At 65.8% G+C, this 18,961-nt stretch carries 17 protein-coding genes; 7 read left to right on the top strand and 10 right to left on the bottom strand.

Annotated features, from left to right (window positions below; translation table 11 throughout):
- Positions 1-17: 17 nt before the first annotated feature.
- Positions 18-809, bottom strand: a complete 792-nt coding sequence (locus ACFJI2_RS24805) for an ABC transporter ATP-binding protein (protein ID WP_377702327.1) — start codon at positions 807-809, stop codon at positions 18-20.
- Positions 810-1,054: 245 nt separating this feature from the next.
- Complete coding sequence (locus tag ACFJI2_RS24800) at positions 1,055-1,345, bottom strand: hypothetical protein (RefSeq protein ID WP_132375781.1); 291 nt, start codon at positions 1,343-1,345, stop codon at positions 1,055-1,057.
- A gap of 149 nt (positions 1,346-1,494) precedes the next feature.
- Here ACFJI2_RS24800 and ACFJI2_RS24795 point away from each other — a divergent pair, with 149 nt between their 5' ends.
- The 4 genes from ACFJI2_RS24795 (at position 1,495) to ACFJI2_RS24780 (ending at position 7,667) form a co-directional block, all read left to right on the top strand.
- Positions 1,495-2,607 carry an NADH:flavin oxidoreductase/NADH oxidase gene (locus ACFJI2_RS24795; protein WP_377702326.1) on the top strand — a complete coding sequence of 371 codons (1,113 nt, stop codon included), beginning with the start codon at positions 1,495-1,497 and terminating at the stop codon, positions 2,605-2,607.
- 206 nt (positions 2,608-2,813) lie between these two features.
- A complete protein-coding gene (locus ACFJI2_RS24790) occupies positions 2,814-4,286 on the top strand; it encodes an APC family permease (protein WP_377702325.1) in 1,473 nt (490 codons plus the stop codon).
- A gap of 4 nt (positions 4,287-4,290) precedes the next feature.
- The gene (locus tag ACFJI2_RS24785; RefSeq protein WP_377702324.1) at positions 4,291-6,234 is read left to right on the top strand and encodes an alpha/beta fold hydrolase; all 1,944 of its coding nucleotides are present in this window, start codon (positions 4,291-4,293) and stop codon (positions 6,232-6,234) included.
- A 107-nt stretch (positions 6,235-6,341) separates the two neighbouring features.
- Entirely contained in the window at positions 6,342-7,667 is a 1,326-nt protein-coding gene (locus ACFJI2_RS24780) for an IS4 family transposase (protein WP_377702271.1), read from the top strand.
- A gap of 63 nt (positions 7,668-7,730) precedes the next feature.
- Here the strand turns inward: ACFJI2_RS24780 and ACFJI2_RS24775 are convergent, their stop codons facing one another.
- Together ACFJI2_RS24775 and ACFJI2_RS24770 are read right to left on the bottom strand one after the other, a co-directional pair.
- Positions 7,731-7,853 (bottom strand): hypothetical protein, encoded by a 123-nt coding sequence (locus ACFJI2_RS24775; protein WP_377702323.1) that lies wholly within the window; start codon positions 7,851-7,853, stop codon positions 7,731-7,733.
- Between the two features lie 2 nt (positions 7,854-7,855).
- On the bottom strand, positions 7,856-8,086 hold the full coding sequence (locus ACFJI2_RS24770) for a hypothetical protein (protein WP_132375783.1): 231 nt from the start codon (positions 8,084-8,086) through the stop codon (positions 7,856-7,858).
- A 181-nt stretch (positions 8,087-8,267) separates the two neighbouring features.
- Here ACFJI2_RS24770 and ACFJI2_RS24765 point away from each other — a divergent pair, with 181 nt between their 5' ends.
- The gene (locus ACFJI2_RS24765; RefSeq protein WP_377702322.1) at positions 8,268-10,190 is read left to right on the top strand and encodes a diguanylate cyclase; all 1,923 of its coding nucleotides are present in this window, start codon (positions 8,268-8,270) and stop codon (positions 10,188-10,190) included.
- Here ACFJI2_RS24765 and ACFJI2_RS24760 read toward each other — a convergent pair.
- A complete protein-coding gene (locus tag ACFJI2_RS24760; protein WP_377702321.1) occupies positions 10,187-10,474 on the bottom strand; it encodes a YkgJ family cysteine cluster protein in 288 nt (95 codons plus the stop codon). The genes ACFJI2_RS24765 and ACFJI2_RS24760 overlap by 4 nt on opposite strands.
- 132 nt (positions 10,475-10,606) lie before the next feature.
- Between ACFJI2_RS24760 and ACFJI2_RS24755 the strand changes: the two genes are divergently transcribed.
- The gene (locus ACFJI2_RS24755) at positions 10,607-11,620 is read left to right on the top strand and encodes a delta(1)-pyrroline-2-carboxylate reductase family protein (protein ID WP_377702320.1); all 1,014 of its coding nucleotides are present in this window, start codon (positions 10,607-10,609) and stop codon (positions 11,618-11,620) included.
- 25 nt (positions 11,621-11,645) lie between these two features.
- Here the strand turns inward: ACFJI2_RS24755 and ACFJI2_RS24750 are convergent, their stop codons facing one another.
- The 5 genes from ACFJI2_RS24750 to ACFJI2_RS24730 all read right to left on the bottom strand — a co-directional run bounded on the left by ACFJI2_RS24750 (position 11,646) and on the right by ACFJI2_RS24730 (position 17,756).
- Positions 11,646-12,152 carry a hypothetical protein gene (locus tag ACFJI2_RS24750; RefSeq protein ID WP_107873453.1) on the bottom strand — a complete coding sequence of 169 codons (507 nt, stop codon included), beginning with the start codon at positions 12,150-12,152 and terminating at the stop codon, positions 11,646-11,648.
- 94 nt (positions 12,153-12,246) lie between these two features.
- Positions 12,247-13,200, bottom strand: a complete 954-nt coding sequence (locus ACFJI2_RS24745) for an EamA family transporter (RefSeq protein WP_377702319.1) — start codon at positions 13,198-13,200, stop codon at positions 12,247-12,249.
- A gap of 14 nt (positions 13,201-13,214) precedes the next feature.
- Positions 13,215-15,392 (bottom strand): FUSC family membrane protein, encoded by a 2,178-nt coding sequence (locus ACFJI2_RS24740; RefSeq protein WP_377702318.1) that lies wholly within the window; start codon positions 15,390-15,392, stop codon positions 13,215-13,217.
- A gap of 7 nt (positions 15,393-15,399) precedes the next feature.
- On the bottom strand, positions 15,400-17,088 hold the full coding sequence (locus tag ACFJI2_RS24735; RefSeq protein WP_377702317.1) for a M14 family zinc carboxypeptidase: 1,689 nt from the start codon (positions 17,086-17,088) through the stop codon (positions 15,400-15,402).
- A gap of 104 nt (positions 17,089-17,192) precedes the next feature.
- A complete protein-coding gene (locus ACFJI2_RS24730) occupies positions 17,193-17,756 on the bottom strand; it encodes an NADPH-dependent FMN reductase (protein WP_377702316.1) in 564 nt (187 codons plus the stop codon).
- A gap of 194 nt (positions 17,757-17,950) precedes the next feature.
- On the opposite strand from ACFJI2_RS24730, the gene ACFJI2_RS24725 reads away from it, so the two are divergent.
- Positions 17,951-18,958: an alpha/beta hydrolase gene (locus ACFJI2_RS24725; protein ID WP_377702315.1), complete on the top strand. Its 1,008-nt coding sequence runs from the start codon at positions 17,951-17,953 to the stop codon at positions 18,956-18,958.
- The last annotated feature ends 3 nt before the right edge of the window (positions 18,959-18,961 follow it).

Genomic DNA, 18,961 nt, shown 5'->3' with positions numbered 1-18,961 from the left:
TACAGCGATCGTAGAAATTAATGCAGTTCGGCTTCCTGGTCCTTGCCCACTTTCAGCAGCTCCATCAGGCGTCCCGCCAGGGGACCGATTTCAGGCAGCTTGCGGCGCGCCAGCGGGTCGTTGCGGTGCGGCAGATCGACCACGATTTCCTCGATCACGGTGCCGGGCCGTTCGCTCATCACCAGCAGGCGGTCGGACAGGGCGATCGCTTCGATCAGGTCGTGGGTGATGAACAGCGCGGTGCGCTGCTTCTCGTACAGCATCTGCGCCAGGTCCTGCTGCAGGATCATCTTGGTCTGCGCGTCCAGCGCGGAGAAAGGCTCGTCCAGCAGCAGCACGTGCGGGTCCACCGCCAGGGTGCGGGCCAGCGCGGCGCGCTGGCGCATGCCGCCGGACAGCTGGTAGGGGTAGTGGCCTTCAAAGCCTTTCAGGTGGCACTTGGCCAGCAGCGCGTTGGCCGCCAGGTCGCGCTCCCTGGCCGGCACGCCGTCGATCTCCAGGCCCAGTCCCACGTTGGCGCGGATGGTGCGCCAAGGCATCAGCAAATCCTTTTGCAGCATGAAGGCGACTTTCTTCACCGGCTTGGTCACCAGTTCGCCGCCCACGTAGACCTCGCCCACGGTCGGCAGGTACAGGCCGGCGCCCATGTTCAGCAGGGTGCTTTTGCCGCAGCCGGACGGGCCGATGATGGAGACCACCTCTCCACTGCGGATGGAAATGTTGACGTTGCTAACCGCTGCGCGCGGCTGTGAGGTTTGCCGGTCGATGAAACTCTTGCCGACGTTGCGGAATTCGATTTCGATCATCATGTCTCTCACAATCATGTGTTCCACATATAAAACGGTGCTTCGTATGTGGGTTGTAATGTGATTGAAATATAGCAGACATTTTTCAGGAATCCAGCACTTTGTCTCAAATAAAAATCAGCGTTTCATAGGTAAAACAAAGCGCAGAAAATGAGCAGGCGAAAAAAAGGGGCGCTGCCCTATGGCCGCGCCCCTTGTCGGATGAAAGTTGCTTTGAAGTGCTGTTGTTTTTGTGCCTGCTTTTTACGCTAGGTAGTGGAGGTGACATGCGCGGCGCGGCGCACGCGCGGCTGCATGGAACGGTCGGGCGCAGGGGCAGCAACGGGTGCTGCAACCGGAGCCGCAATCGGGGACGCCTGGGGAGCGGAGGAAACCGGTGGCATGTCGTTGTCGCTGTCGACGGCGCGCGGGTGGGCGGGCAGCCAGCCGGCGATGGCCGCGGTGCCGGCCATGCACAGCGCAATGACGGAGATCGCAGCGCCTGCGCTCAACGCGGAAAAGCGGTTGCTGACAGTGGGGATTTTTTTAATGATCGCCATGATGATCTCCTTTGTATTTTTTGCCGAGACTCAAGATTAGCGAGCCGTCACGCCGCAAGCTATACATGGCGCTGTATCAAAAGTAAGCAACTGTAACGAGGGACTTGAAGTGGCGGTACACTGGCGTCTTTTCCTGCACGGAGAGCGCCATGAGCCAGCTGTTCACACCCTATGCACTCGGCCCGCTGAAGCTGGCCAACCGCATTGCCGTCGCGCCCATGTGCCAGTACTCGGCGCACGACGGCCTGGCCACGGACTGGCACATGATCCACCTGGGCCAGCTGGCCCTGTCCGGCGCCGGCCTGCTGATGACGGAAGCGACCGCCGTCTCGCCAGAGGGCCGCATCTCGGCCTGGGACCTGGGCCTGTGGTCGGACGCGCACCAGGCCGCGCTGGCGCCGGTGGTGCGGGCCATCCGCGCGTATTCGGCCATGCCGCTGGCGGTGCAGCTAGGCCACGCGGGCCGCAAGGCGTCCAGCCAGCGGCCGTGGGAAGGCGGGGCGAGCGTGCCGCCGTCGGCGGGCGGCTGGCAGACCGTGGCGCCGTCCGCCGTGCCGCACGCGCCGGGCGAGCATGCGCCGCTGGCGCTGGACGAGGCGGGGCTGCAAAAAGTGAAGGACGACTTCGTGGCCGCTGCGCGCCGCGTGCATGCGCTGGGCATCGAAGGCATTGAGCTGCACGGCGCGCACGGCTACCTGCTGCACCAGTTCCTGTCGCCGCTGTCCAACCAGCGCACCGACCAGTATGGCGGCTCGCTGGAGAACCGCATGCGCTTCCCGCTGGAGGTGCTGCGCGCGGTGCGCGCTGCGGTGCCGGCATCCGTTTGCGTGGGCATGCGCATTTCAGCGTCGGACTGGGTGCAGGGCGGCTGGGACATTGAACAGAGCGTGGCCTTCGCGCTCGAGCTGCAGCAGGCCGGCGCGCACTTCATCCATGTGTCCAGCGGCGGCGTCTCGCCGCTGCAGCAGATCCCGCTGGGACCGGGCTACCAGATCCACTTCGCGCGCCGCATCAAGCACGCCACCGGCCTGCCCACCATCGGCGTGGGGCTGGTGACGGAGCCGGAGCACGCCGAATCCATCGTGGCCCAGGAAGACGCGGACGTGGTGGCGCTGGCGCGCGCCATGCTGTACGACCCGCGCTGGCCGTGGCACGCCGCCGCCAAGCTGGGCGCGCAGGTGCAGGCGCCGCCGCAGTACTGGCGTTCGCAGCCGCGCGAACTGAAGGATTTGTTCGGCAGCACCCGGCTCGGCCAGCGCTGATGCAGCGCTGATGCCCGCGCTGATGTCCGCACCTGACGGCGCCGCCGAACGCGTCTTAACGCAACAACATTGTTGCCATTCTTGTACAAAATTCCTCGTGGCGGCCGCCGCGTAAAGCCCTATAATCGCTTGTTTTTGACCGTACCCATCAGCAGAGCGCGGCGGCACAACCGGCGCGGCGGCTACATACCATACAAGGAATGCCTGTGACTCAAACGCTGGCCCAGAAATTGACTCGTACCAAGCCGGTCGGTTTGCACGCCGAACAAGGCGACACCCACACCGGAGGCCTGGCCCGTTCCATGGGCCTGTTCTCGCTGACCATGATAGGCGTCGGCGCCACCATCGGTACCGGCATTTTCTTCACCATGGTGGAAGCGGTGCCCAAGGCCGGCCCCTCGGTCATCCTGTCCTTCCTGCTGGCGGCCATCACCGCAGGCCTGACCGCGCTGTGCTACGCCGAGCTGTCGTTCCGCATACCCGCTTCCGGTTCCGCCTATTCCTTCGCCTACAGCACCGTGGGCGAGTTCCTGGCCTTCATCGTCGCCTTCTGCCTGCTGCTTGAATATGGATTGGCGGCCAGCGCCACGGCGATCGGCTGGTCGGACTATCTGAACAACTTCCTCGTCAACGCCATCGGCTGGCAGATACCCGAAACCCTGCGCACGCCGATGATACTGGCCACGCCCACCGGCTGGGCATGGAACGCAGGCCACTTCAACCTGCCGCCGATGGTGCTGGTGGCCATGTGCTGCGTGCTGCTGGTGCGCGGCACCAAGGAGTCCGCCACCACCAACGCCATCATGGTGCTGGTGAAGTTGGCCATCCTGGTGTTCTTCGCGGCGGTTGCGCTGAGCGGCTTCGACACCAACAACTTCACGCCATTCCTGAAGCCGGTGAGCGGCGAATGGCTGCCCGGCGCCACCGGCATCGCTGCCGCGGCGGGCACGGTGTTCTTCTCGTTTATCGGCCTGGACACCATCGCCACCGCCGGCGAGGAAGTGCGCAACCCCAAGCGCAACGTCCCCATCGGCATCCTGAGCGCGCTGGTCATCGTCACCGTGTTCTACCTGCTGGTGGCCGTCGCTGCCATGGGCGCACAGCCGGCGCACAAGTTTGAAGGCCAGGCCGCCGGCCTGGCGGTGATCCTGCAGAACGTCACCGGCAAGGCATGGCCCGCGCTGATCCTGTCGGCCGGCGCCGTGATCTCGGTGTTCTCCGTGACCCTGGTGACCATCTACGGCCAGACCCGCATCCTGTACGCCATCTCGAAGGACGGCCTGGTGCCGAAAGCCTTCCAGACCGTGAACCCGAAAACCCACTCCCCGGTCAGCAACACGCTGATCGTATGCGTGGTGGTGGGCGTGGTGGCCGGCCTGGTCGACTCCACCTTCCTGTGGGACATGGTCTCCATGGGCACGCTGACCGCCTTCATCATCGTGTCGGTGGCTGTGCCCGTGCTGCGCCGCAAGGACCGCGCGGCCGGCATCCCGACCAAGGGCGGCTTCCGCGTCCCCGGCGGCGCCTACTTCGTGCCGGCCCTGAGCATCGCCGCCTGCGCCTACCTGATGGTCAACCTGTCGCACGCCACCAAGGTGATCTTCACCATCTGGATGCTGGTGGCGGTGGCTACCTACTTCGGCTACAGCATTCACAACTCGCGTCTCAAAAAGGTATAAACCCATGCAGGTAAAGGCAATTGCTCAAGCAGTCTTTCTGGCCACGGCCACACTGTCGGGGGCGATTGCCCAGGCCGAGGGACAGGCCCTGCGCGAATACCGCGCGCTGGCGCTGTCCGGTGCGGGCGACCGTGTTGTGGCGCTGGAGTCGAACGATCCCGGCGGCCTGTCCAAGCGTCCGCACGCCACCGTGGTGGTGCGCGACGCGGCCAGCGGCAAGGTACTGAACGAATACGATCCCTGCGCCGCCTGCAATTACGACCGCCCGAGCTGGTCGCCGGACGGCCGCAGCCTGGCCTTCATCGCGTCGGACAGCAAGGCAGGCACCGCCATGCTGTTCGTGGCGCAGCAGGGCAAAGCGAAGCAGTTGCTCACGCTGAAGGGCGTGGCCAACACCGCGCGCTGGTCGCCGGACGGCCAGCGCCTGGCGCTGCTGGCCACGCTGAACGCGCGCAAGCAGGTGGGCGCGGTGGAAGCGGGCGCGCCGCAAGTGGGCGAGATCGGTGAAGTGGAAGACGCGCAGCGCATCGGCACCGTGCCTGCCGCTGGCGGCGCGCTGAAGCTGCTGTCGCCGGCCGACAGCTACATCTACGAATACGACTGGACGCCGGACGGGCAGGGCTTCGTGGCCACCGGCGCCAAGGGCAACGGCGACAACAACTGGTGGGTGGCCAGGCTGCTGCACATCGACGGCGCGGGCAAGGAGCGCGTGATCGCCGCGCCCGGCACGCAGATCAACCTGCCGCACGTGTCGGCCGACGGCAAGACCGTGGCCTACATCGGCGGCCTGATGAGCGACTTCGGCTCCATCGGCGGCGACGTGTACACCGTGCCGCTGGCGGGCGGCGAGCCGGTCAACCTCACGCCCGGCTACGCGGGCAGCTTCAACGGCCTGGCGTGGCGCGGCAAGCGCCTGCTGGCCACCGCGCTGGTTGGCGCGGACCACGCGGCGCTGGAATTGAGCACTACCGGCGGCAAGCACGCCGTGCTGTGGTCTGCCCCGGTGAGCGCCTCGGGCGCCGATGGCCGCATGGCCTTCAGCGCGGACGGCAGCGTGGCTGCGGCGGTGCTGGAAGACTTCCGCACCGCGCCGCATATCGCCACGGGCCGCCTGCCGCAGCTCAAGGCTGTCACGCAGGACAACGCGGCCTTCACGCCGCAGGTGTCGGTGCAGAGCATCAGCTGGACCAGCGACGCCTTCCAGGTGCAAGGCTGGCTGCTTGGTCCGCAGAAGACCGAGCCGGGCAAGACCTATCCGATGGTGGTGCAGGTGCACGGCGGCCCGGCCGCCGCGGCCTCGCCGCGCTATGTTGCCGGCGGCGAGCAGGCCAATCCGCTGATCCGCGAGCTGACCGCCAAGGGCTACTACGTGTTCCTGCCGAATCCGCGCGGCAGCTACGGCCAGGGCCAGGAATTCACGCGCGCCAACCGGCGCGACTTCGGCGGCGGCGACCTGCGCGACATCCTGGCCGGCGTGGACGCGGTGCAGAAAGCCGCGCCGGTGGACGGCGAGCGCCTCGGCATCTGGGGCCATTCCTATGGCGGCTTCATGACCATGTGGACGGTGACGCACAGCCAGCGCTTCAAGGCGGCGGTGGCCGGTGCCGGCATCGCCAACTGGATCAGCTACTACGGCCAGAACGGCATCGACCAGTGGATGGTGCCGTTCTTCGGCGCTACCGCCTATGACGATCCGGCCGTCTACCGCGCCGCGTCGCCGATCGAGTCGATCAAGGCGGCCAAAACGCCGACCATGATGTATGTGGGCGAACGCGATGTGGAGACGCCTGCCGTGCAATCGCAGGAGTTCTGGCATGGCCTGCGCGCGATGAACGTGCCGTCGGCGCTGGTGATCTACGAAGGCGAAGGCCACGCCATCCGCAAGCCGGACAACCAGCGCGACATCCGCCGCCGAACCATAGGCTGGTTCGACCGGTATCTGAAGTAAATGACGTAAAAAAAACCGGCTTCGGCCTAATGCCGTTCAGTTAAGACTGAGCGGCATTTTTATTTTGTGGTTGTAAACATTGCAAATCGCTGTTAACCTGCGTCGCAATGCTAGATGACGCCGTTCATTTCCTCGCCGATGGTTTAGAGTGCCCCGATTGGCGGCGGCTTGGGCAGCATTTACCCTATGATTGGATCGAAGAAGCGGTTGTCTGCACACACGCGGTGAGCATCCGCCAGCGTCGGTTGCCAGCCGAGCAAGTGGTGTGGTTGATCATCGCTCTGGCGCTGTACCGGCACAAATCCATAGGCGAGGTACTTGACGACTTGGGCTTGGCATTGCCGGACGCGCAAGCGCCTTTTGTGAGTAAAAGTGCGGCGGCCCAGGCGCGTCAGCGCCTCGGGGCCGAGCCACTGCAATGGTTGTTCGAGCGCTCGGCGCAAGCCTGGTGCGAGCAAGATCGCCGGGCCTATGTATTCAAGGGGCTCCAGTTGTTCGCTATGGACGGCACGACCTTGCGCACCCACGACACAGCGGATAACAGGGTCCATTTCGGTGCGCAAAATTACGCCGGCGACACTGTGGCCGGCTATCCGCAAGTACGCGGCGTAACGCTGACCGCGCTCCCCACCCACTTGATTCGCAACGCCGCGTTTGGGCCTTACGCAAGCAACGAGATGGTCTATGCTAAAGAGCTGGTACCCCATATTCCGGCTGATTCGCTCACCATATTTGACAAGGGCTTTCTGGCGGCCGAAATTCTGTGCGCTGTGACGACCGGGGCCGAGAACCGCCATTTCCTCATCCCCGCCAAATCCAACACCAAGTGGGAGGTGATCGAGGGCGAGGAGCACGACGCCATCGTGCGCATGCGGGTATCACCACAAGCGCGCGTCAAGTGTCCGGCATTGCCGGAGTTCTGGGAAGCGCGCGCCATCACAGTGGTTGACCAACAGGCGCGCAAAAGGATCCTGCTTACTTCGCTACGCGACCGTCGGCGCTATCGCGCTGCCGACATGGCGGCCTGCTATGAACGACGCTGGGGCATCGAAACCAGTTACCGCGAGCTCAAACAGACCATGCTGGGCACGGCGTTCACCTTGCGATCAAAGACGGTCGAAGGCGTGTATCAGGAAATATGGGGCACGCTGACTGCATACAATCTGATTCGACTGGAAATCGCCAAGGCGGCACTAGTCGCCAAGTGCGAGCCATCGGAGGTGAGCTTCATCAGGGCATTCCACCTCATCCAGTTCGAATTGCACTGGGCCGGCGTCACGCGCTCTTACGGCAAGCTGCCGGCATCGATGAAGCATTTGCGGGAAAGGTTGGTTACCCTCCTCAATGAGGAACGGCCCGGTCGGAAATTCGACCGGGCCGTCAAGGGCAGACCAAGGAAATATGCCGCCAGGGTACTAAAGAAAAGCCCTTAACTGAACGGCATTAGGCTTCGGCCGGTTTTTTTCTTGGTGTGGCCTGGTGTAGCCTGCTGCGGCTTAGTGTGCCTTGGCCAGCGTCTCCAGCTCTTCCAGCGAGCGGTCCAGCACAGGCTGCAGGCAGATGCGGGCGGCGACGACAGCGGCGCCAACGACGGTGGTGAACAGTGCGATCAGTTCCATGCTTAACCCCGCGAAGCCATGAAGTGCAGTTCGGCCATGAGGTTGGGCATGTTGGCTTGTGGACGGCTGGCCAGTTCGAACAGGGTAGGCTGCGGCGTGCTGCGCTGCACCGGGGCGGCGGCTGGCTTTTGCGCCAGCAGGGCAGCGATCAGACCGCGCACGGCGCGGCCAACGTTGGCCAAATAGCTGGTTTCGTTGTAGCTGTTGAACGTCAGGTTGCTTGCGGTGGTCATGATGTGCTCCAATGTGTGCGATGTTGCAGTGCAGTATAAGTGCCTTGCGTCCATAAATAAACTTTTCGTTTGTGATGTGGCCTATAAAAAATATAGATAACTCTCCCGATGAGAGAGAGGCGCCATGGTGTAGCTCTGTTGTATCATTGATGGCTTAAAAGCAATTAAAACAGGGGATAGGATGTCTTTGCGGATCAAACTGATGCTGGCGCTGCTGCTGACGGGGCTGGCGGCGGTGGCGGTGGTGGGCGGGCTGACTTATGCCAGCGTCAACAAGAAATTCGACACCATACGGAGCAAGCAGGCCGCCGAACATTTCCATAAGTACATGACGGCCTACCTGACCGAATACGGCGACTGGAAGACCGCGATCTCCACCGAGTCATTCGACCGCTTCCTGCAGCGCACCGAGCGCCGGGGCGGCGAGGGCGCGCCGGACGGCGAACGCCCGAGCGACCTGCTGGAGCGCATGCCGCCGAGTATCGACCTGCTGTCGCGCGGCAGGCCCGCGCCCGACGCCGGCTTCCCGCTGCCCGCCCCGCGCGCAGATGCGCCGCCAGCCGAAAACGGCGCCCGCCCGCCACGCCCTGCCGATGCTCGCCAGCCTGACGACCGCCAAGCCCCTCCCGACGGCCGTCGCCCCGAATACGACGACCGCCGCGGCCCGTCCGATGCGCGCCGCCCCGAGTTCGACGACCGTCGTGGCCCACCCGACGGCCGCCGCCCCGAATACGACGACCGTCGCGGCCCGCCCGATGCGCGCCGCCCCGAGTTTGACGACCGCCGTGGCCAGCCCGATGCCCGCCGCCCCGAATACGACAATCGCCGTGGCCCGCCCGATGCGCGCCGCCCCGAGCCGGATGACCGCCGCGCTCCCCCGGATGGCCGCCCGCAGCCGCCTGCCGAGCGTTCATCGCAGGCAGACGATCTTGCTGCGCCCCGCATCTGGCGCGCAACCTCCCGCCAGCCATCGCCAGCCTATGGCCCTCAGCAGCAGCCCGACACCGCGCGCGACGGCCTGCGCGATGGCCCGCGTGGCGACGAGGACGATCGCCGTGACGGCCCGCGCCCGCGCGGTCCCGGCGGCGATCCCGAACGCGGCCGTGGCGGCCCCGACCGCCAGCGCGACGTCCACCCATACCGCTTCGTCCTGACCGACCCCGACTACAAAGTATTGCTGGGCGCCGGCCAGTACGGCCGCGACACCATCCTGCCCGAAGACGCCCGCGCCCAGGCCCGCCCGATCGAAGTGAACGGCAAAGTGGCCGCCTACGTCTCCACCGAAGGCGTGGTCACGCCCACCCGCCAGGAACTCGAATTCCTGGACGCGATGCGCTCCTCGCTGGCCGCCGGCGCCGCCGGTGCGGCCGTGCTGGCGCTGGGCCTCGGCTTGGCGCTCAGCCGTGGCCTGAGCAGCCGCCTGAGCCACCTCACCAGCGCCGTGCGCGCCATGCACGGCGGCTCGCTGCGCCAGCAAGTCCCGGTGCAAGGCAAGGACGAAGTGGCCACCCTGGCCAGCGCCTTCAACGAAATGAGCGAACAGCTGGCGCGCAGCCACGAAGAGCTGCAAGCGTCGCATCAGACCATCATGGAACAGGCCGACCAGCTGCGCGAACTGAGCATCCGCGACGCGCTCACCAACCTGTACAACCGCCGTCACTTCGACGAGCAGGCCAGTTCGCTGTACAACCAGGCCGTGCGCCACAAACGCCCGCTGAGCCTGGTCATCGGCGACATCGACTTCTTCAAGAAGATCAACGACAACTACTCGCACGCCACCGGCGACGCGGTGCTGCGCCAGGTCGGCGCCATCCTGCGCCAGCATGTGCGGCTGAGTGACCTGGTGGCGCGCTACGGCGGGGAAGAGTTTGTGCTGGCGCTACCGGAAACCGACCTGCCGCAAGCCGCCGCCCTGTGCGACAAGCTGCGCCAGATCATCGAGCAGCACCCGTGGCACGAAGTGGAGCCTGGGCTGAAAGTCACCATGAGCATGGGGGTGTTCGCCGACTACGCGGTGGGCACCGCCGAAGCCATGCTCCAGAAAGCCGATGCGCTGCTGTACCGCGCCAAGGAAACGGGCCGCAACCGCGTCTGCCACGCTTAGGCGGTTTCGGTTTCGGTTTCGGCTTCGATCTCGGCCAGGCCGTAGTGGGCGCGCGCCGCGTTGCAGGCGGGCGTGCCCGCCTCGAATTCGCGGCAGGTGCTGGACCGCAGGGGATAAATGGAACAGCCGACCTGCCGGCCGACTTCGCCCTCCAGCGCCGCGCAACGCGACGGCCGGTGCTCGGTGCCGCGCATCGCCACCAGGTGCGGCGAAATCGGGATCACCATGCGCTGCGGCACGGTGCCGCCCGGATGCGCATCCGTTTCACCCCAATAAAACGACACCCGGAATTTGGCGCAGCATGCGCCACAGCTCTGACAGAATGACGACATCTTCCATAGCAATGAAACAATACTGCCTGCTATGATAATCAGGACGCCGCACGCGATCAAGCGTGCGCCGCACCGGGAGACGCCATGCCGCAGCCACTGCCTCCGCACCTGATCGCACCACGGCCCGCGCTCGGCGCCGCCGACACCGCCGCCCTGATCCCATTCCCGGCGCTGGCCGACGCGTTGCGCCTGGCCGTGGCCGAAGCCGCGCAAGGCACCATCGCCTGTCCCGCGCGGCAAGTCGTGCCGCTGGCAGGCGGCGGCGTGATCCTCTCCATGGTCGCCACCGCGCCCGATATCGCCGTGCACAAGCTGATCACTGTCGTACCGGCCAACAGCGCGCGCGGCCTGCCCACCATTGCAGGCCAGGTCAGCATACTGGATGCCGCCACCGGCGCCATCGTCTTCGCGCTGGACGGCGCCACCGTGACGGGGCGCCGCACGGCCGCGCTGTCCATGCTCGGCATCGCCACGCTGCTCGGCCGCGCGCCGCGCCATGTGCTGCTGGTCGGCACCGGCACGCAGGCACTGAACCACGCGCAGGCGCTATCCGTCATGTACCCGCAGGCCAGCATCAGCATTGGCGGCCGCACCGGCGCCTCCGCCGAACGCTTCATCGCCGAACACCTGCACCCGTCCGGCAGCAGCGCTGGCAACGCGCATCCCGGCATCATCCACGGCGCCGCCCCTGGCGCCGCCGCACGCCGCCCGGCTGCCGCCGACATCGATGCGGTGGCCGACGACATCGACGTCGTCATCACCGGCACCACCAGCAAGCAGCCGGTCTACCTGCACCCCGCGCGCGCCGGCCGGCTGATCATCGCCGTCGGCGCCTTCAAGCCCGACGCCGCCGAAATCGCCCCCGCCACGGTACTGGCCAGCCGCATCTACGTCGACGACCCCGAAGGCGCCCGCCACGAAGCCGGCGACCTGCTGCAAGCCGGCGCCGACTGGTCGCAAGTCCACGGCATCGCCGAGGCCCTCGGCGCCGCCCCGATGGCCGACACCGAGCCCGTCCTCTTCAAAACCGTCGGCTGCGCCGCCTGGGACCTCGCCGCCGCCCGCGTGGCGCTTAACACTATGCGCGGCCAGGGCTGAACGTTTATGCCGTGTCGACGAAGGACTAAGGCTGCACCTTGTGGTCTTCGGCCTGGGCTTGCTCCATGGCGGCGGGTTCGAGTTCTTCGGCGGAGCGGTTGAGGTGGATGAAGATACCCCACGAGGCCAGCAGCACGCCGACACCGGCGATCAGCGCGGCGACGTAGAGCAGGTCTTCGGCGTCGTCGTGCACGGCGCGGAAGGTGGCGACCAGGCCTTCGATGGCCAGCGCCACCACTACTACAACGAAGAAGCGCGACAGGAAGCGCCGCACGCGGGTGGGCGCGCTGATGTCGGCGTCGCGCACCACTTCTTCTTCGATGATGGTTTCGGCAATCTGCAGCGCCACCACGGCGGCGGCCAGGATGCCGATCGCTTCGATCACTTCCTGCGCCGCGGAGAGCCCGAACTCGCCGCCTGCCGCGTGCCAGCCCATGCGGGCGGCAATGGCGACCAGGAACAGCGCCCCGGCGCCGAACAGCAGCGCGATCATGGCGTGCAGGCCGCTGCAAATCAGCATCAGCTGTTTCATGGGAGGGCTTCCGTATGGTTGGGCTGCCTACATTGTAGGACGGCTTGCCGGCGCGTTATGTGCGCTACACATCATATGGCGCTTATGGATGAGCTCAGGCGCGGTCCAGCAGCCGGCCGCCCCACAGCACACAGGCAAGCGCGGCGACGATCAGCGCAATGCCGCTCCATTGCAGGCCGTTGATGGTGTCGCCCAGCACCAGCATGCCGGCCGCAATGCCGACCACCGGCACGCCCAGGCTGAACGGCGCCACGCGGTTGACTGGATGGCGCTTGAGCAGGCCGGTCCACATGGCGTAGCCAAGGATGGTGGCCATCCAGCCCAGATAGGCCAGCGAGGCCCAGGTGCTGAGCGGCGCGCCGGTCCAGCGCCAACGCGTGGCCGGGTCGTCGAACAGCAGCGCCAGGCCGATGAAGGGCAGGATGGGCGCCAGGCTGCTCCACACCATGAAGGCCAGCACGTCGAATTGGGGCGTGCTGCGCTGCGCGCGCCGCACCACGATGTTGGACACGGCCCACATGGCGGCGGCGCAAAGGCAGAGCAGGAAGCCGGCCAGCGTGGTGGCACCGGCGGCGCTGGCCGGGGCGCCGGCGGCGCCAGTGCCGGCCGCCGCCCCCGCGCCGCCCACGTAGTTCATGCCGAAGCATGCCAGCCCGCACGCGGCCAGCGCCAGGCCTGCCAGCAGCGCGCGGCTGGGACGTTCGCCCAGCACGGCGTAGCTGAAGATGGCGGTGAAGAATACCTGTGTCTGCAGGATGACGGAGGCCAGCGCGGCGCTCATGCCGGCCCGCAGCGACAGGAACAGCAGCCCGAATTGCCCCACGCCCTGGCACAGCCCGTACAGCAGCACGATGCGCCACGACAGCTTGGGCGGGCGGATGAAGAAGATCAGCGGCAGGATGGCGAACAGGAAGCGCCCGGCGCCCAGCTGGAAGGGCGTGAAGTCGCGCAGGCCGAATTTCATGGCGACGAAGTTGGTGCCCCAGATGAGGACCACGCACAGCGCGGCGATCAGGTCGCGGCCGCTCAGCGGTGCGTGGTCGTTCATATGGTCTCCCGGGGCTAGTTGGCCGAGACGTTGTGGACGATCGCCTCGCTGTGAACAATGATTTTATCCGCATCGGCCTGCAGCAGCCGGATGCGCCGCTGCACCACCGGCCAGCCGGACCAGGCCACCGCAGATTCCGCACCTGCCGCCGGCTCGGGCGCCGGCGAAGGAAGCGGCTGCGCGGGCAGCGGCGAAATCGGCTGGCCGTGCTGCGCCAGCGCGCGCGACAGGGTCTGGAACACTTGCGCGTGGCTGTGCGCCAGCATGGCGTTCACCGCGTCCGCCGGGATGTCCTTCACGTGCCGCCGCAGGATCGCGCGCAAGGCCGCCACGTGCGCCACCAGCAGGTAGTTTTGCACGATGAACAGGTTGATGTCCTCGGCCGCGCGCTGCTTGCTGGCCGGCTCGTCGAGCATGCGCACCAGGGCCGCGCTCAGGCCGGACAGGCTGTCCATCAGGCGCTTGCGCTCGATGCGGTAGGGGAAGTCGTTGCGGCACTTTCCCTGCAACAGATCGAACGAGGCCTGCATGTAGCGCAGGTTCACGTCCAGCACCTGCCGTATCAAACGCGGCAAGGTCTGGTATTCCCAGTTGGCCAGCACGAAGCTGAACGCCGTGGCCACCGCCGCGCCGATGAAGGTGTCCACCAGCCGCTCGGTGATCAGGCTGGTATTGCCCGGCGCGATCAGGTGCATCTGCAGCAGGATCATGATGGACACGGCAATCGCCGCGTAGCGGTAGCGCAGGTAGATGAAGGTGGGCGTGGCCACCGTCGCCAGGATCAGGATGCCGACGATGGCCGGCGTGTAGTGCACGAACTTCAGGATCAGCGCCGTGATCACGCAGCCGATGATGGTGCCGATGATGCGGTCGCTGCGGCGCTGCTTGGTCATGCTGAAGCTGGGCTTGAGGATGATCACGATGGTGAGCACGATCCAGTAGCTGTGCGCCGCGTACGGCAGCACATGGCCCACCGCCAGACCGGCCGCTATCGCCATCGCCACCCGCAGCGAAAAGCGGAAGATGGGCGAGTCCATGCGGAAGTGCGACAGCATCAGCTGCAGCTCGTACTTCTGCTGCGACAGGAAGGGCTGCATGTCGGCGTCCACCCAGAACGGCGTGCCCTCGTATGCCTTCTGGCTGGCCACGTGCAGCTCGCCTATCATGCGGACGATGGCGCGGATCTTGTTGCGCTGCGCGCGCAGCACGGCCAGCGCTTCGCCGGCCGGCTTGCCGGCGTCGGCGTCCGCCTGCAGCTGCGCAATGGCCGCCTCCAGCGCCTCCAGTTCCGGCGCATAGCTGATGGCCGCGTGCGACGGCCGCTTGCGCGTGACCGCATAGCCGACCGACTCGATATCGCGCGCCGCCTTGTACGCCAGGTCATGCAGCGTTGCCAGCACCGGCGAATCGGCCAGGTGGGCGCGCAGCAGCGCGTAGTCCGTGTGCGTGGACAGGATCTGCTCGTACAGGTCCAGCATGCAGACGTGGATCTGCACCACGATGGCGTCCTTGCGGTTCTGGTGGCTGCGCAGGATCAGGTCGCGCGAGGCTTGCTGGCGGTCCGCCAGCAGCGCCTGGTGCCGCACCAGCTTGTTGAACTGCTCGGCGAGGTTGTAGCGCGTGTCGTAGAAGTCGGCCTTGATGTCGATGTAGGCTGCCAGTTCGAACAGCGCTTCGGCCAGCACCTGCTGCTTGATGCGGTGGCGCAGCAGCCAGGCCAGCGCCATGGCGTAGCCGAGGTAGGCCACGCTGCCAAGCAGGAACAGGCCGGCGTGGATGAAGGACTCGCGCACCGTCATCACATGCTCCATCGACATGGTCATGATGAACAGCGTGGCGAGCTGCAGGGGCATGGACTTCTTCCCGTACACCACCATCATGCTGGCAAAGAAGCTCACCAGCACCAGCATGGTCATCAGCAGCCACGGCACGGCGCCGCACAGGCTGATGAGCAGGGTCACGGAAGTGCACAGCAGTACCGACGCCAGCATCTCGTTGAGCTTGTGCTTCAAGGGGCTGGGCATGTCCATCAGCGCCGTGCACAGCGCGCCGATGCACACCGTCATGGCAACGGCCATGCCGGCGAACTGCAGCGCGATGATGGTGACGCCGACCAGGCCTGCCGCGAAGCGCAGGCCCAGGTGGAAGTAGTGGCTGTAGAAGAAGGTCCGCAGGTTCAGTGCGTAGTGCATCGATCTCTTACAGGATCGACAGCACGGGGTAGCGGCGCCATTCCGGCTCGGCGTGCCGCTTACCGTTGTGGAAGATGAAGTGCAGCACCGCGTCCTGGTCGGACAGCAGCGCCGGGTTGGCCAGCTTCCACGCTTCGAACTTGGCCTTCAGCTCAGGCTCGGTTTCCAGCATCTCCAGCGCCAGGTCTTCGAACACGTAGTCGGAGAAGGCTTCCTTCTTTTCCAGCACGCTGTTGAAGAAGCCCCAGCGGAAGAAGCTGTCGTGGCCCTGCGGCTCCAGCGTCTCCACCGCGTAGCGGGCGTTGTCCTGGTCGAGCGGGACGATGTAGTCGCCCACGTTGAGCTGGAAAGCGCCGCTGCGCGCTTCCACTTCCACGCCGTCGTGGAACATATGGCCCTCGTAGGCGGTGGGGCGCGATTGCACGGAAGCGATGTGGTAGTACTGCGCCTGCACCGTTTCGGCTTGTTCAACGCGCGTCATCTGCACGCCGTTCCATTGCAGGCGCTCGATGGCTTCGCGCCACTGCTGCGGCACCACGTAGGCTTTCGGCGCGCGCACGGTGACGCTGGCGGGGAAGCTGTTGTAGTAGGCGATATCCTTTTCCCACGGCTGGCTGCGGTCGTAGGACAGGCGGGTGTAGTTGCCGATCACGCTGGGGTGGCGCCTGGCGGCGTAGCCCTTGAAGCGGAAGGTGGCGGGGTTGTTCTCGTCCATCTGCCACATTACCGGCCAGGCGGCCTGCTTGCGGCCTGCTGCCTTGGCTTCGGCGCGCAGGCGCTTGATCTCGGCGCCGTGCTGCACGGTGAAGGCCAGCGTGGTTTCCACCAGCGCGCGCATGGATTCGTAGCGGTCCGCGAATGGCTTGAGCATATGCGTCTCGGGCATGAAGCCGATCACGTGGTGCAGCGCTGCGAAGCCGGTGGAGAAGCGCGGCACTTCCAGGAATTCGGCGATGCCGTCATCCGGCGTATCCTGCACCGGATTGACGTAGGGGCAGGTGGGCCAGCCGCGCTTGTCCATCTCCGCGTAGATCGCGGGCAGCATGGTGTTGCGCAGGAAGGGGCCGAGGCCGTAACCCAGCTTGTCGGCCTGGGTGTGGATCAAGGTCATCGTATACGGATAGTCGGCGCCGTTGGAGGTGTGGGTGTCTACCATCACGTCCGGCTGCCAGGTGGCGATCAGCTGGTTGAACAGCTTCGCGTTCAGGGTGTCGCACTTGACGAAGTCGCGGTTCAGGTCGAGGTGGCGGCTGTTGCCGCGGAAGCCGAACTGCTCCGGGCCATCCTGGTTCACGCGCGAAGTGTTGGCGCGGTTCAGGCAACCGTCCACGTTGTACACGGGGATGAACAGGAACACGGTCTCGCCCAGCGCGGCCAGCTTGGCCGGGTCGTAGCAGAAGTCGCGCACCATGGCCATGCAGCTGTCCACGCCCTCCGGTTCGCCGGGATGGATGCCGTTATTGTTGAAGAACACAGTGCGGCCGGCGGCCTTGATCTCGTTGCGGCCGAACACGCCGTCCGCGCTCACCACGCCGCGATGCACGGGAATGCCGCCGTCCGATACGCCGATCTGCTCGAAGCGCAGCACCTGCGGGAAGCGGCGCGCCAGCTCCTCGTAGAAGGCGATGCATTCGGTCCAAAGGGTGGTCTGGTTACGGTTGCCCTTCTCGTAGGGCGTGAGCATTTCTGGGTGCATGGCGTCTGGATCTCAGAGGTATGGTGGTGAAGGCGCACCGGGTAGGCGCTGAATCAGAGCCGAATTGTAGCACCGGGGCGGCCGTTCCCGCCCCGGCGGCGCGCTTACACGGGCGCGTTCTTGTCCACCCAGGCGGCGTAGGCGGTGATGAACTTGCGCAGCACTTCGCGGGTCTGGTCGTTGTTCACTTTGCCGTCTTCGCCCAGCATCTTGGTGGCGCCGCCGATGTAGGCTTCCGGCGCCGGCATGGTCGCCACGTTGAGCGCCACCAGGGACTGGCGGATGGCGTGGTTGGCGCCGAAGCCGCCTACGCCGCCCGGCGACACCGTCACCACGCCGCCGGCCTTGCCGCTCCAGATGCTTTTGCCGGCAGGGCGCGAGCCGACGTCCAGCGCGTTCTTGACCGAGGCTGGCATGGAGCGGTTGTATTCGGGCGAGACGATCAGCACGCCGTCCACCTTGGCCATGGTGTCGCGGAAGGCGGTCCAGGCGGCAGGCGTCTGGCCTTCGTCGTCCAGGTCCTGGTTGTACAGGGCCAGGCCGCCGATGTCGACGAATTCGAACGCCAGCGAGGCGGGCGCCAGGGCGATCAGCTCGTGCGCGAACTTGCGGTTGATGGAATCCTTGCGCAGGCTGCCGATCAGGACGGCGATTTTCTTGGTGGTCATGGGTGGGCTCCAGGTTGATGAATGGGTAAGGCTGACTTTAACGCAACTATGTATTTTTCGGCGTGCATTAAAAATTGCTTGCTATTAAATAGCGCACTATGTATTATTCCTTCCATGCAGCGCCAACAACGTTGCCAGCTCCGGCTCAACAAGTAGTGCACTATCCAATAACTCACTATCTAAGGACAACTATCATGCGTACCATCAAGACCCTGATCGCAGCATCCCTGGCCACCCTGATCGCTTCGAGCGCCATCGCCGGCGGCCTGCCGGGCGTGGAGTCCAAGACCGCCAGGTTCCTGACCGCGCTGGAAGGCGGCCAGCCGCTCGAGACCATGACCCCGGCCGCCGCCCGCGCCGTGCTGGAAGGTGCACAGAAGGGCGCCAGGCTGCCTGCGGCCGACGTGTCGCGCAAGACCATCACGGTGGACGGCGAAGAGATCAAGCTGGTGATCGTGCGTCCGGCCGGCAGCAAGGGTACGCTGCCTGCGTTCATGTTCTTCCACGGCGGCGGCTGGGTGCTGGGCGACTTCCCCACCCATGAACGCCTGATCCGCGACCTGGTGTCCGGCTCCGGCGCGGCGGCGGTCTACGTGGACTACACCCGTTCGCCGGAAGCCGGCTACGGCGTGGCCATCAAGCAGGCTTACGCCGCCACCAAGTGGGTGGCTGCGCACGGCAAGGAAATCCAGGTGGACGGCAGCCGCCTGGCGGTGGCCGGCAACAGCGTGGGCGGCAATATGGCGGCGGTGGTGGCCCTGATGTCCAAGGACAAGGGCGAACCGAAGCTGCGCTCGCAAGTGCTGCTGTGGCCCGTGACGGACGCCAATTTCGACACGCCGTCGTATAAGCAGTTCGCCGACAACCATTTCCTCACCCGGAACATGATGGTCTGGTTCTGGGACAGCTACACCAAGGATGCGGCGCAGCGCAAAGAGATCTACGCGTCGCCGCTGCAGGCCACGCTGCCGCAGCTGCAAGGCTTGCCGCCAACCCTGATCCAGACCGCCGAGTTCGACGTGCTGCGTGACGAGGGCGAAGCCTACGGCCGCAAGCTGGACGCCGCCGGCGTGACGGTGACCAGCGTGCGCTACAACGGCATGATCCACGACTTCGGCCTGCTCAATCCCCTGAGCGATGTGGACGGCGTGCGCGCGGCGATGAGCCAGGCGTCGCAGGAACTGAAGGCGCGTCTTAAGTAAGTT

The organism is Pseudoduganella sp. UC29_71 (assembly GCF_042693265.1).
In the GTDB taxonomy this organism is placed as follows: Bacteria; Pseudomonadota; Gammaproteobacteria; order Burkholderiales; family Burkholderiaceae_D; genus Rugamonas.
This window is presented reverse-complemented; position numbering and strand designations above follow the sequence as displayed.

What these genes read in the sequence shown, in the direction of transcription:
- ACFJI2_RS24805 (WP_377702327.1), bottom strand. Translation starts at nt 809, where the DNA reads ATGATGATCGAAATCGAATTCCGCAACGTCGGCAAGAGTTTCATCGAC.
- ACFJI2_RS24800 (WP_132375781.1), bottom strand. Translation starts at nt 1,345, where the DNA reads ATGGCGATCATTAAAAAAATCCCCACTGTCAGCAACCGCTTTTCCGCG.
- ACFJI2_RS24795 (WP_377702326.1), top strand. Translation starts at nt 1,495, where the DNA reads ATGAGCCAGCTGTTCACACCCTATGCACTCGGCCCGCTGAAGCTGGCC.
- ACFJI2_RS24785 (WP_377702324.1), top strand. Translation starts at nt 4,291, where the DNA reads ATGCAGGTAAAGGCAATTGCTCAAGCAGTCTTTCTGGCCACGGCCACA.
- ACFJI2_RS24780 (WP_377702271.1), top strand. Translation starts at nt 6,342, where the DNA reads ATGCTAGATGACGCCGTTCATTTCCTCGCCGATGGTTTAGAGTGCCCC.
- ACFJI2_RS24775 (WP_377702323.1), bottom strand. Translation starts at nt 7,853, where the DNA reads ATGGAACTGATCGCACTGTTCACCACCGTCGTTGGCGCCGCTGTCGTC.
- ACFJI2_RS24770 (WP_132375783.1), bottom strand. Translation starts at nt 8,086, where the DNA reads ATGACCACCGCAAGCAACCTGACGTTCAACAGCTACAACGAAACCAGC.
- ACFJI2_RS24765 (WP_377702322.1), top strand. Translation starts at nt 8,268, where the DNA reads ATGTCTTTGCGGATCAAACTGATGCTGGCGCTGCTGCTGACGGGGCTG.
- ACFJI2_RS24755 (WP_377702320.1), top strand. Translation starts at nt 10,607, where the DNA reads ATGCCGCAGCCACTGCCTCCGCACCTGATCGCACCACGGCCCGCGCTC.
- ACFJI2_RS24750 (WP_107873453.1), bottom strand. Translation starts at nt 12,152, where the DNA reads ATGAAACAGCTGATGCTGATTTGCAGCGGCCTGCACGCCATGATCGCG.
- ACFJI2_RS24745 (WP_377702319.1), bottom strand. Translation starts at nt 13,200, where the DNA reads ATGAACGACCACGCACCGCTGAGCGGCCGCGACCTGATCGCCGCGCTG.
- ACFJI2_RS24740 (WP_377702318.1), bottom strand. Translation starts at nt 15,392, where the DNA reads ATGCACTACGCACTGAACCTGCGGACCTTCTTCTACAGCCACTACTTC.
- ACFJI2_RS24735 (WP_377702317.1), bottom strand. Translation starts at nt 17,088, where the DNA reads ATGCACCCAGAAATGCTCACGCCCTACGAGAAGGGCAACCGTAACCAG.
- ACFJI2_RS24730 (WP_377702316.1), bottom strand. Translation starts at nt 17,756, where the DNA reads ATGACCACCAAGAAAATCGCCGTCCTGATCGGCAGCCTGCGCAAGGAT.
- ACFJI2_RS24725 (WP_377702315.1), top strand. Translation starts at nt 17,951, where the DNA reads ATGCGTACCATCAAGACCCTGATCGCAGCATCCCTGGCCACCCTGATC.